We start from the raw sequence: 11,024 nt of genomic DNA on the forward strand, positions 1-11,024 counted from the left end.
TCATGGCAGGTTACATCCTTCGCCGCCTCCTCCTGATGATCCCGACGCTGATCGGCATCATGGCCATCAATTTCGCGGTGGTGCAGTTCGCGCCCGGCGGCCCGGTGGAGAAGGTGCTTGCCAAGCTGCAGGGAACCGACATCGGTGCCACCGATCGCTTTACCGGCGCCGGCGCCGACGTGGGCAGACAGGCGCCCGATCAGATGGGCGGCGAGGCCGTCACGTCCAAATATCGTGGCGCGCAGGGGCTCGACCCAGAATTCATCAAGAAGCTTGAGAAGGAATTCGGCTTCGACAAGCCACCGCTCGAACGCTTCGGCCTGATGCTGTGGAATTATGCCCGCTTCGACTTCGGGCAGAGCTATTTCCGCTCGATTTCGGTCATCGACCTGATCAAGGAAAAACTGCCCGTCTCCATCTCGCTGGGCCTGTGGATGACGCTGCTCGCCTACGGCATTTCCATACCGCTCGGCATTGCCAAGGCGGTGCGCGACGGCTCCCGCTTCGATGTCTGGACCTCGTTCGTCATCGCCGTCGGCTACGCGGTGCCGAGCTTCCTGTTCGGCATCCTGCTGATCGTGCTGTTTGCCGGCGGTTCCTTCTGGTCGATCTTCCCGCTGCGGGGCCTGACCTCCGACGGCTGGGCGGCCATGGGCTGGCCCGAGCGCATCGCCGATTATTTCTGGCACATGGCACTGCCGCTTCTTGCCATGGCGACGCACGCTTTTGCCACCACGACCCTGCTGGTCAAGAATTCTTTCCTCGACGAGATCCGCAAGCAGTATGTGCTGACCGCCCGCATGAAGGGACTTTCCGAGCACAAAGTCCTGTACGGACACGTGTTCCGTAACGCCATGCTGATCGTCATTGCCGGCTTCCCCGGCGCCTTCATCGCCTCCTTCTTCGCCGGATCGTTGCTGATCGAGACAATCTTCTCGCTCGATGGCCTCGGGCTTTTGTCCTTTGAATCGGTAATCAATCGCGACTACGCGGTGGTGTTTGCCACCCTTTACGTCTTCTCGCTGATGGGCCTCGTCATCAATATTCTGTCCGACCTCACCTACATGTGGATCGATCCGCGCATCGATTTCGAGAGCCGGGAGGTATGACGACCATGGCAGCCCTTCCCGCCGCGAAGCGCCCCTGGCTGTCGCCCGTCAACCGCCGTCGATGGCAGAACTTCAAGGCCAACCGGCGTGGCTGGTGGTCGTTCTGGATCTTCCTCGTGCTGTTTGTGGCGACGCTTCTCTCCAACGTCATCGCCAACGACCGACCGCTTGTCGTCTCCTACAAGGGCGAGATCCTGTTCCCCGTTCTGGTCGATTATCCGGAAGACAAATTCGGCGGCTTCCTGGCCATCACCAATTACCGCGATCCCTACAATCGCGACGAGATCGAGAACAACGGTTGGATGATCTGGCCGCCCATCCGTTATTCCTTCGATACGCCCAACACCGAGGCGCCGACGCCGGCCCCCTCACCCCCCGCCTTCCTGCTGACACCCGCCCAGAGATGCGCCGCTTACGCCGAAGGCGTGAATGACAAAGACTGCTTGTTCGGCAACATGAACTGGCTCGGAACCGACGACCAAGGCCGCGATGTCGTCGCCCGGGCGCTTTACGGCTTTCGGATCTCCGTGCTGTTCGGCCTGACGCTTGCTGTCATCTCGTCGATCATCGGCGTCGCCATCGGTGCTGTGCAGGGCTATTACGGCGGCCTGACCGATCTCCTGATGCAGCGCTTCATCGAGATCTGGAATGCCGTTCCCACGCTCTATCTCCTCATTATCGTCTCGTCGGTGATCGCACCCTCCTTCCTGGTTTTGCTCCTCATCCTGCTCGCCTTCTCCTGGACGCACCTCGTCGGGGTCGTGCGCGCCGAATTTCTGAGGGCGCGCAACTTCGAATTCGTGCGGGCGGCGCGGGCGCTCGGCGTCGGCAATCTCACCATCATGCGGCGGCACCTCTTGCCCAACGCCATGGTGGCGACGTTGACCTTCCTGCCCTTCATCCTCAACGGCTCGATCACTACGCTAACCTCGCTCGACTATCTCGGCTTCGGCCTGCCGGCCGGCTACCCGTCGCTGGGTGAGCTGCTCAGACAAGGCAAGACCAACGTCTTTGCACCTTGGCTGGGGATCACCGGCTTCATGGTGGTGGCCGTCATGCTGAGCTTGCTGATTTTCATCGGCGAGGCGGTGCGTGATGCCTTCGACCCGCGCAAGACATTCCAGTGAGGCCCGCCATGACAGACACCACCGGCGGCGCGCTTCTCTCCGTCCGCAATCTCTCCGTCGCCTTCCGCAATGAGGGGGGCGAAACACTCGCGGCCTCCGGCGTTTCGTTCGATCTTCAGAAAGGTCGCACGCTGGCTGTCGTCGGCGAAAGCGGCTCGGGCAAGTCGGTGACGGCGCTATCGGTCGTCCGTTTGCTGCCCTATCCGGCGGCCCGGCATCCATCCGGCGAGATCCTGTTCAAGGGACGCGACCTTCTGAAAGCCGACGAAGGGGAGCTCAGGAAGATCCGTGGCGCCGAGATCACCATGGTATTTCAGGAGCCGATGACCTCGCTCAATCCGCTGCATTCGATCGAGCGGCAGATTGGCGAGATCCTGAAGCTGCACGGCGCCAGCGGCGAGGCGGCTGTCCGCCGAAAGGTGATCGAGCTTCTAACCGAGGTCGGCATTCCCGATCCCGAAAGCCGACTTTCGGCCTATCCGCACCAGCTTTCCGGTGGTCAGCGGCAGCGGGTGATGATCGCCATGGCGCTCGCCAATGCGCCCGACCTGTTGATCGCCGACGAGCCGACCACCGCCCTCGACGTCACGGTGCAGGCGCAAATCCTGACGCTCTTGAAGGCGCTGCAGGCGCGGTATGGCATGGCCATCCTGTTCATCACCCATGACCTCGGCATCGTCGAGCGCTTCGCCGACGACGTGGTGGTCATGACGAAGGGTGAGGTGGTGGAGTCCGGCCCGACCGCCAAGGTATTCTCAGCGCCCCAACATGCCTACACCCGCCACCTGATGGCGGCGGCACCAAAAGGCGAGCCACCGGTGGCCGCGCTCGACGCGCCGGTCGTCGTCTCGGCCGAGGATCTCCGTATCTGGTTCCCAATCAAAGCGGGTTTCTTTCGGCGCACGATCGGCCATATCAAGGCCGTCGACGGCGTCAGTCTGCAGCTTCGAGCCGGCCAGACGCTGGGCGTGGTCGGCGAGAGCGGCTCGGGCAAGACGACGCTCGGCCTTGCGCTTTTGCGCCTCATTTCCTCGGAGGGACCGATCGTCGTGCTCGACCGTCGTATCGATGGGTTGGACTCCAGCGCCATGCGACCGCTGAGGCGCGACGTGCAGGCCGTATTCCAGGATCCCTACGGCTCGCTTTCCCCGCGCATGACGGTGGCCGACATCGTCGGTGAAGGCCTCTCCGTGCACGAACCCGGCCTCGGCGCCGACGCTCGCGACACCCGTGTCGTCGAAGCGCTTGGCGAGGTGGGACTTGATCCGGAGACGCGCCACCGCTATCCGCACGAATTCTCAGGCGGCCAGCGCCAGCGCATGGCCATTGCCCGCGCCATGGTGCTGAAGCCGAAATTCGTCATGCTCGATGAACCGACCTCGGCTCTCGACATGAGCGTGCAGGCGCAAGTGGTGGATCTATTGCGTGACCTGCAGGCCCGGCACGGCCTTGCCTACATGTTCATTTCCCACGACCTCAAGGTGGTGAAGGCACTCGCCAACGAAGTGATCGTTATGAGGGCGGGCAAAGTGGTGGAAGCGGGGCCGGCCGTCGAGATATTCGCGGCGCCGAAGGAGCCCTATACGCGGGCGCTGATGGCCGCGGCCTTCCGCCTGGAGAGCATCGGCGGCGTCGCCAGCTGACGCTTACGTCGGTTCATCCGTTGAGCGGAACAGCGTGCTCGCATAGCCGCCGGCGGCAATGTCACGACAGAGCGGCTGCCACTCGCAGAGCGCGCAGGCAGCTTCAAAAGCACCGTTCCGATAGGCATTGCGCAAACGAACGCGGATCTTTTCGTCGAGAACGAGACGATCGCCGTCCCCAAGGGACCGGCCGAGTACGCCAGCGACAAGGGAAAGTGCCCGCCGGTCGCGTTCCGGCACCGTCAGCTCGTGGCAATGGGGGTTTTCTTCGAGGCGGCAAAGAGGCGCGCAGATGTCGTCAGGACCCTCGACGATTTCGGCCGTTGCGCCCGCGACAAGTCTGTCGGCAATCACCGTCATGCCGGAGACGAACTCCGGCGAGTAGCCGATGCCCTTGTAGGTAAGCAGGCAAAGGAGGTGGTGCCCCCTCAGCCTCACTATTTCAGTATCTGCCACGACCTAGATCAGCCGACCGCCTTGCGATCGCGCTCGCGACGACGTTCCGCCGACGGCTGATAGGCAATACGGGCATGGAAGGCGCAGTAGGGGATGCCGACATCCGACTTGCGGCCGCAGAAGAAGAAATCCGGCTTGCCGGGATCGCCGACCGGCCATTTGCAGGTGCTCTCCGTCAGCGACAGGATGGTCACCTTCTCGAATACTGGCGGCTCGATCTCGGTAACAGGAGCGACCGCCAGCGATGCTTCAGCCTGGGCGTCGGCCTTAAGGGCCGTGGCGCCGATGCTGATCGGCCGGGCCGGCGCGGCCGGGCGATTGGTCGACTGGGTCTGCGCTACCGGACGGCTGGCCGTCTTGACGCGTGGCGGCGCGGCGACCGTCGGCCGAACCGGCTGCACCTGCGGCTTCGATCGGCCCGACAATCCAAGCCGGTGCACTTTGCCGATCACCGCGTTGCGGGTCACGGCGCCGAGCTCGGCCGCAATCTGGCTGGCGCTCAACCCGTCAGACCAGAGCGTCTTTAGGCGCTCGACGCGTTCGTCGGTCCAGGACATCTTGTCACCCTCTCTTCGCCGCTCCGGGGAATCCCTTAAGACCCGCCCGGTCCATATGTAGGTCCGGCAACGCAAAACACATGCGATTGTATCGCTGGAGCATCTCACCACGATATCTCGTGGCGACGACTTCTAGGCTACAATGGGCGCTCTCACTGGCGCAATGACCACTGAGTCACGCCTTGCAACCCTTTACGACTTTTCAACAAATATCGTGGCGCAACCGCATCGGTTCAACCACCACTGTCCGAACTGATTCGCAAAGGCGGGAAGTGCTTGTCTAAATGCCGCAATTTCCGGCGGTAAGAGTTCAAAAACCTTGACAGTTCCGGCTTTTCTCATGGTATAGAGCCGCGTTGCGAGAGGCCGCGCCGCCCGAGAAGCCGGGGGCGCGGCCTGCTTTTTTCATTCCGCCGGCCTCGCGGCAGCGGCACCGGTACCCGCAGGAAACCCGTATCACTGAAAAGGAAACTGTCATGACCGCCCCTGGTTCCACTTCTCCGCTCTATGCGACGTTCTCGCGCGCGGACGTGGCCTTCGAACGAGGCGAAGGGGCCTGGCTCATTGACAGCCGAGGAGAGCGCTGGCTCGATTTCGGTTCCGGCATTGCCGTCAATGCCCTCGGGCACGCCCACCCGCACCTCGTCTCGACGCTGAAGGCACAGGCCGAAAAGGTTTGGCACGTCTCCAATGCCTTCCGCATCCCCGATCAGGAGCGGCTGGCCGAACGTCTCGTTGCCAATACATTCGCTGACCGCTGCTTCTTCACCAATTCGGGTGCTGAGGCGCTGGAATGCGCCTTCAAGACGGTGCGCCGCTACCATTGGGCAAACGGCCAGCCCGAGCGCTTCCGCATCATCACCATGGAAGGTGCCTTCCATGGCCGGACGCTGGCGACCATCGCCGCAGGTGGGCAAGAGAAGTATCTTGAGGGCTTCGGGCCGAAGGTCGACGGCTTCGACCAGGTACCCTTCAACGATATCGCGGCCGTCAAGGCGGCGGTGACGGCGGAGACCGCCGGCATTCTGGTCGAGCCGATCCAGGGCGAGGGCGGCGTGCGCGTCATTCCGCCCGAGACCCTTCGGGCGCTGCGTCAGATCTGCGACGACCACGGCCTGCTGCTGATCTTCGACGAGGTTCAGTGCGGCTATGGTCGCAGTGGCCGCTTTTTCGCTTACGAATGGTCCGGCGTGACGCCGGACGTGATGGCGGTGGCTAAGGGCATCGGCGGCGGCTTCCCGCTCGGCGCCTGCCTTGCCACCGAGGCAGCGGCGGCGGCGATGAAGGCCGGCGTGCATGGCACCACCTACGGCGGCAATCCGCTGGCCATGGCGGTCGGCAACGCCGTTCTTGACGTCGTGCTGGCCGATGGCTTCCTGGAGCGAGTGCGCGCCGCCAGCCTGCGCTTCAAGCAGTCGCTAGCCGGCATCGTCGATCGCCATCCCGACCTCTTCGAGGAGATTCGCGGCGAGGGTTTACTCATCGGCCTCAAGTGCAAACGTCCGGTAGCGGAAATGAATGCCGCTTTCCGCGATCAGCACCTGCTGACCATCGCTGCCGGCGACGGCGTCGTCCGCCTTCTGCCGCCGCTGATCGTCAGCGATGAGGAAATCCTCGAAGCGGTCAAGCGCATCGATACCGCTGCCACCGCCCTTTCCGCATCTTCCGCCGCTCCAGCAGCGGCCGCCGCCAAGTCGGCCTGAACGAGACGACAGATATGACCGACCTCAAGCATTTTCTCGACCTCACCGATCTCTCCGGAGACGATCTCCGCGCCATTCTCACCCGCGCCCGTGACCTCAAGTCGAAAGTAAATGGCTGCCGCCCCGGCGTCGGCCCGCTCGCCGGCAAGGTACTGGCGATGATCTTCGAGCGTCCTTCGACCCGCACACGCGTCTCCTTCGACGTCGGTATGCGGCAGCTCGGCGGCGAAACCGTCATGCTGACCGGCGCGGAGATGCAGATCGGCCGCGGCGAGACCATCGCCGACACGGCCCGCGTGATGTCGCGCTACGTCGACGCCATGATGATCCGCATCCTCGACGTCAACGCGCTGCATGAGCTGGCCGAATACGCCAGCGTGCCGGTGATCAACGGCCTTACCAAGGTCAGCCACCCGACGCAGGTGATGGCCGACATCATGACCTACGAGGAGCATCGCGGCTCGGTTAAGGGCAAAACCCTTGCCTGGACCGGCGACGGCAACAACGTGCTGAACTCGCTGGTGCACGCAGCCGCCCGCTTTGGCTACACCATGCGCATCGCTACGCCCAAGGAACTCGCTCCGGCGCAGGGACCGATCGACTGGGCGCGCGCCAACGGCGGGCGCATCGAGGTGACCAACGATCCCTTCGAGGCCGTCGATGGCGCCGATGCCATCTTCACCGATACTTGGGTGTCGATGGGCGATGAGGAAGGCGAGCGGCGGCGGCATAACCTGCTGACGCCGTATCAGGTGAACGACCGTCTGATGGCCGCCGCCGACAAGGACGCCGTGTTCATGCACTGCCTGCCGGCCCATCGCGGTGATGAGGTCACCTCATCGGTGATGGACGGGCCGCGCTCGATCGTCTTCGACGAGGCGGAAAACCGCCTGCACGCCCACAAAGGCATCCTGGCCTGGTGCTTTGGCGCCATGGAGGACTGATGAGCACTGTCGATCGCCCCTCCACACCCGCTGGCGCACCTGCCGGCGACGACGCCGTGCTGCCGTTCGCCGTCGAGGCCCTCGACCTGCGCGGCCGCGTCGTGCGGCTCGGACCGGCGATCGACACCATCCTCAGCCGTCATGACTATCCGCCCGCCGTGTCGCGGCTTCTTGCCGAGGCGGTGGCACTGACGGCACTGATCGGCACCTCGATGAAGTTCGAGGGCCGGTTCATTCTGCAGACGCAGTCGGACGGCCCGGTGAGCATGTTGGTGGTGGACTTCGACTCACCTGATGCCCTGCGCGCCTGTGCCCGCTTCGATGCCGACGCCGTGGCGGCCGCCGTCACTGCCGGGCGCGACCGGCCCGAGGATCTCCTCGGCCAGGGCCATCTTGCCATGACCGTCGACCAGGGCGCCCACATGAGCCGCTATCAGGGCATCGTCGAGCTCGACGGTCGCTCGTTGGAAGAGGCGGCGCATGGCTATTTCCTACAGTCCGAGCAGATTCCGACGCGTGTCCGCCTCGCCGTTGCCGAGGTATTGACGCGCGATCCCGGCCGCGAGCCGCATCGCGCCTGGCGAGCCGGTGGCCTTTTCCTGCAATTCCTGCCCGAGTCCTCCGAGCGCGTCGGTCAACGCGATTTGCACCCCGGCGATGCCCCCGAAGGAGCGTCGGCGACCGTGGAAGAGGATGATGCCTGGGTGGAGGCGCAGAGCCTCGCCGGTACTGTGGAAGACGCTGAACTGATCGATCCCGCGGTCAGCGCTGAAACACTTCTCTATCGGCTATTCCATGAGCGCGGCGCTCGTGTGTTCGAGCCCCAGCCGCTCGTCGAGCGCTGCCGCTGCTCTCGCGATGCCGTCAGCGCGATGATCGCCTCCTTTTCGCCGGCCGAACGCATCGACATGGTGGAGAACGGCCGCATCGGCGTGACGTGCGAGTTCTGCTCGACCCACTACGATTTCGACCCGCGGGAATTCGAGACGGACGAGGCGTGAAGCGGCACCGCTTGCCGGGCTTCAGCGCCGCCGGCTTCCATAAAGTGGCAGGCTAAACGGCTTGCGGCGATAGGCGATGAAAATTTCCAGACTCTCGAAATGATCGAAGGCGATCTCGAGAGCTGGCGGCAGATCGTCAAGCGAGAACCAGCGCTGCTCTTCGCTTTCATCGTCAGCTGCGCCAACCTTTTCGCCGGCGGCGCAGAAGTGAACAAAGCTGATGTTTTGGCGATCTTCGCCTGGTCGGTCCGGACGGTCGATGACCCGCAGCAAAGTGAGGTCAGTAACCTGATAGCCGGTCTCTTCGACAATCTCGCGCGCAGCGGCTTGCGGTAGAGTCTCATCGCGCTCGACGAAGCCTCCAACCAGTGCCCACTTGCCGCCTTCGAGCAAATGCCGGCTGCGCCTGACCAGCAACACCTCGCCGCCACGCAGGACGATATTGTCCGTCACAACATGGCGCAACGCTGCCCCGTGGCCGTTTTCAAACCTGCAAGTGATCACGAAGCTTATTCCTCTGGCCCACCGAGCCAAGGCCTAGGCCACCTGTCAGGTCAGGCGGCGTTCGGACCGCCGATACTGAGCGTATCAGACCGGTCGCCAACGCGTTGGCGCTCCATCTCGGCCTTGAGACGGGTCGCCTCGCGCCGGCTCTGTCGGGCGGCGCGGCGGACGTGCCCCTGGCCGAACCATGAGCCGACGCCACCGATCAGCACGCCGACCGCCAACGTGGCGAAGAATACGACGTAGAGCGGCACCGCCAGCGAGAAGAACGGCGCTGCCGGGTTGAATGGGTCGAGCACCAGGGTCACGGTCTGGTTGTTGACGACCGCGAGCGCCACGACCACGATGGCCAGCGGGCCGAGAACGACGATCCGGAGAAAAGTCTTCACGCGGCGTCACTCCTGCCGACAGAACGTCAGCTCACCTTGCCGTCGTTGAGGCGCTCACGCATTTCCTTGCCCGTCTTGAAGAAGGGCACGAACTTTTCGGAAACCGGTACCTTCTCGCCGGTACGCGGATTGCGCCCGGTACGAGCCGGCCGGCTTTTCACCGAGAAAGCGCCAAAACCACGGAGTTCCACGCGGTCGCCGCTCTTCATGGCGTCGACCACGGTACCGAGGATCGTATTGACGATGTTCTCGATGTCGCGCTGGTAGAGGTGCGGATTCTGCGCCGCGATACGCGCAACCAGTTCAGACTTGATCATGGGCGAATAGCTCCCTGCCGGCTGAGCGAACGAAAAAAGCCATTGAAGGTTCGAACCTTAAGGGTGCCAAACTGACACGAGCCCGTCAAGCCGACCTTCGCTGTTCCATGCCAAAAGATCGATGCCGATCAAGTGGCTGACCGTCGCCATGGCGCGATCGGCAATCCCGAAGCCGGCATAGGGCCGCTCAGGCGCCCAATCGACGACCTTGAGATCCTTATCGATGCCCTTGGCGCTTGCCAGCCAAGCGACCGCCGCGTCCTCTCCACCGATCTCGTCAACGAGCTTGAGGTCGAGCGCCTGCCGACCGGAGTAGATGGAGCCATCGGCGAGCCTCAGGGCATCGGTTCGAGCCAGACCACGTCGTTCGGCGACGATATCGACGAACCAGGCATAGGTGTCATCGACAAGGCGCTGGATCATGGCGGCGGCTCCAGGCTGCTCGGGATAGGTGAAGGGTGAAGGCTCGGCCTTGAGCGGCGCCGATTTCACCGTCTTCACCTCGATGCCGATCTTCTGCATCAGCGCGCCGACACTGCCATATTGGAACAACACGCCGATCGAACCGGTGATGGATGTCCGCTCGGCGAAAATCCGGTCTGTGGCGATCGCCGTCATGTAGCCGGCCGAGGTGGCGAGCGTCCCCATAGTGGCCACCACCGGCTTCTTCTCGGCAAGGCTGCGCAGGCCGTCGTAGAGTTCCTCACCCCCGACGGTGGTGCCGCCGGGGCTATCGATTGCGACGATCACCGCCTTGACGGCATCGGAGGATGCAAGGTCCTTCAGCATCTTCCGCTGCCCGGCGTCGGAAAGAATCATGCCGGAAACCGTGACGCGAGCAATGTGGGGGCCACTCTTGCTGGACATGTCGCCACCGACATAAAGCCCACCGGCGACCACGAGCCCAACGGCGAGCAAAAGGGTAATGCCCCGCCAGAAATAGAGCCGGCGCCTCAACTGCCGCCGCTCGACAATGGCATCCGCTTCAAGGGTCATGAGGCGCTTCCCCGCTTGCCGGTTCCTATGGACCTGAGGTAGCAGCACGACGGCCAGCCGGCAAGACAAACCCACGGCCGGCTTCGGCAGCCCAGACGGGGCCATCGAAAGGTGGCATGAAGTCTAATTGGCTTCAAGTAAAGTTAAAAAATGGAAAAGGGCGTCGTGTTCAGCGACGCCCTCGTTCTGACCTTGCGATGCCAAGCATCGTTTGAGGTCGGCAAGCCTCGAAGGTTGAGGCCCGTCTTAACGTCCGGACTCGGATCGAGTGGACAGCT

Annotated in this window: 12 protein-coding genes; 6 read left to right on the forward strand and 6 right to left on the reverse strand. The window is 63.4% G+C overall.

The genetic code is table 11. The annotated features are described in order from the left end of the window. Nucleotides 1-2: 2 nt before the first annotated feature. Genes AB6N07_RS01890 through AB6N07_RS01900 form a run of 3 tightly spaced genes read left to right on the forward strand, consistent with a single transcriptional unit; the run spans nt 3 to nt 3,879 of the window. Nucleotides 3-1,109: a microcin C ABC transporter permease YejB gene (locus AB6N07_RS01890; RefSeq protein ID WP_370676136.1), complete on the forward strand. Its 1,107-nt coding sequence runs from the start codon at nt 3-5 to the stop codon at nt 1,107-1,109. Continuing rightward, on the forward strand, nt 1,106-2,236 hold the full coding sequence (locus tag AB6N07_RS01895; protein ID WP_370676137.1) for an ABC transporter permease: 1,131 nt from the start codon (nt 1,106-1,108) through the stop codon (nt 2,234-2,236). The genes AB6N07_RS01890 and AB6N07_RS01895 overlap by 4 nt, the downstream gene beginning before the upstream one ends. An 8-nt stretch (nt 2,237-2,244) precedes the next feature. Continuing rightward, nucleotides 2,245-3,879: an ABC transporter ATP-binding protein gene (locus tag AB6N07_RS01900; RefSeq protein WP_370676138.1), complete on the forward strand. Its 1,635-nt coding sequence runs from the start codon at nt 2,245-2,247 to the stop codon at nt 3,877-3,879. Nucleotides 3,880-3,882: 3 nt separating this feature from the next. Here the strand turns inward: AB6N07_RS01900 and AB6N07_RS01905 are convergent, their stop codons facing one another. After that, complete coding sequence (locus tag AB6N07_RS01905) at nt 3,883-4,335, reverse strand: DUF1284 domain-containing protein (protein WP_370676139.1); 453 nt, start codon at nt 4,333-4,335, stop codon at nt 3,883-3,885. Nucleotides 4,336-4,343: 8 nt separating this feature from the next. Next, on the reverse strand, nt 4,344-4,892 hold the full coding sequence (locus AB6N07_RS01910) for a GcrA family cell cycle regulator (RefSeq protein WP_370676140.1): 549 nt from the start codon (nt 4,890-4,892) through the stop codon (nt 4,344-4,346). Nucleotides 4,893-5,368: 476 nt separating this feature from the next. Between AB6N07_RS01910 and AB6N07_RS01915 the strand changes: the two genes are divergently transcribed. Genes AB6N07_RS01915 through AB6N07_RS01925 form a run of 3 tightly spaced genes read left to right on the forward strand, consistent with a single transcriptional unit; the run spans nt 5,369 to nt 8,540 of the window. Continuing rightward, nucleotides 5,369-6,595, forward strand: coding sequence for an aspartate aminotransferase family protein (locus AB6N07_RS01915; protein ID WP_370676141.1), 1,227 nt, complete (start codon nt 5,369-5,371; stop codon nt 6,593-6,595). 14 nt (nt 6,596-6,609) lie between these two features. Beyond that, nucleotides 6,610-7,539, forward strand: coding sequence for an ornithine carbamoyltransferase (gene argF / locus AB6N07_RS01920; RefSeq protein WP_370676142.1), 930 nt, complete (start codon nt 6,610-6,612; stop codon nt 7,537-7,539). Next, on the forward strand, nt 7,539-8,540 hold the full coding sequence (locus tag AB6N07_RS01925) for an Hsp33 family molecular chaperone (protein ID WP_370676143.1): 1,002 nt from the start codon (nt 7,539-7,541) through the stop codon (nt 8,538-8,540). Before argF ends, AB6N07_RS01925 begins: the two co-directional genes overlap by 1 nt. A gap of 21 nt (nt 8,541-8,561) precedes the next feature. On the opposite strand, the gene AB6N07_RS01930 is transcribed toward AB6N07_RS01925, so the two are convergent. The 4 genes from AB6N07_RS01930 to sppA are packed head-to-tail and all read right to left on the reverse strand — an operon-like array spanning nt 8,562 to nt 10,746. Then, nucleotides 8,562-9,044 (reverse strand): NUDIX hydrolase, encoded by a 483-nt coding sequence (locus AB6N07_RS01930; RefSeq protein WP_370676144.1) that lies wholly within the window; start codon nt 9,042-9,044, stop codon nt 8,562-8,564. 50 nt (nt 9,045-9,094) lie between these two features. Further along, a complete protein-coding gene (locus tag AB6N07_RS01935) occupies nt 9,095-9,433 on the reverse strand; it encodes a LapA family protein (RefSeq protein ID WP_370676145.1) in 339 nt (112 codons plus the stop codon). 26 nt (nt 9,434-9,459) lie between these two features. Then, nucleotides 9,460-9,750, reverse strand: coding sequence for an integration host factor subunit beta (ihfB, locus tag AB6N07_RS01940; RefSeq protein ID WP_100081969.1), 291 nt, complete (start codon nt 9,748-9,750; stop codon nt 9,460-9,462). Between the two features lie 57 nt (nt 9,751-9,807). Then, nucleotides 9,808-10,746: a signal peptide peptidase SppA gene (gene sppA / locus AB6N07_RS01945; RefSeq protein WP_370676146.1), complete on the reverse strand. Its 939-nt coding sequence runs from the start codon at nt 10,744-10,746 to the stop codon at nt 9,808-9,810. Nucleotides 10,747-11,024: the final 278 nt, after the last annotated feature.

It is taken from the genome of Pleomorphomonas sp. PLEO, from assembly GCF_041320595.1.
Lineage (GTDB): Bacteria > Pseudomonadota > Alphaproteobacteria > Rhizobiales > Pleomorphomonadaceae > Pleomorphomonas.

What these genes read in the sequence shown, in the direction of transcription:
- AB6N07_RS01910 (WP_370676140.1), bottom strand. Translation starts at nt 4,892, where the DNA reads ATGTCCTGGACCGACGAACGCGTCGAGCGCCTAAAGACGCTCTGGTCT.
- AB6N07_RS01895 (WP_370676137.1), top strand. Translation starts at nt 1,106, where the DNA reads ATGACGACCATGGCAGCCCTTCCCGCCGCGAAGCGCCCCTGGCTGTCG.
- AB6N07_RS01915 (WP_370676141.1), top strand. Translation starts at nt 5,369, where the DNA reads ATGACCGCCCCTGGTTCCACTTCTCCGCTCTATGCGACGTTCTCGCGC.
- sppA (WP_370676146.1), bottom strand. Translation starts at nt 10,746, where the DNA reads ATGACCCTTGAAGCGGATGCCATTGTCGAGCGGCGGCAGTTGAGGCGC.
- argF (WP_370676142.1), top strand. Translation starts at nt 6,610, where the DNA reads ATGACCGACCTCAAGCATTTTCTCGACCTCACCGATCTCTCCGGAGAC.
- AB6N07_RS01925 (WP_370676143.1), top strand. Translation starts at nt 7,539, where the DNA reads ATGAGCACTGTCGATCGCCCCTCCACACCCGCTGGCGCACCTGCCGGC.
- AB6N07_RS01900 (WP_370676138.1), top strand. Translation starts at nt 2,245, where the DNA reads ATGACAGACACCACCGGCGGCGCGCTTCTCTCCGTCCGCAATCTCTCC.
- ihfB (WP_100081969.1), bottom strand. Translation starts at nt 9,750, where the DNA reads ATGATCAAGTCTGAACTGGTTGCGCGTATCGCGGCGCAGAATCCGCAC.
- AB6N07_RS01890 (WP_370676136.1), top strand. Translation starts at nt 3, where the DNA reads ATGGCAGGTTACATCCTTCGCCGCCTCCTCCTGATGATCCCGACGCTG.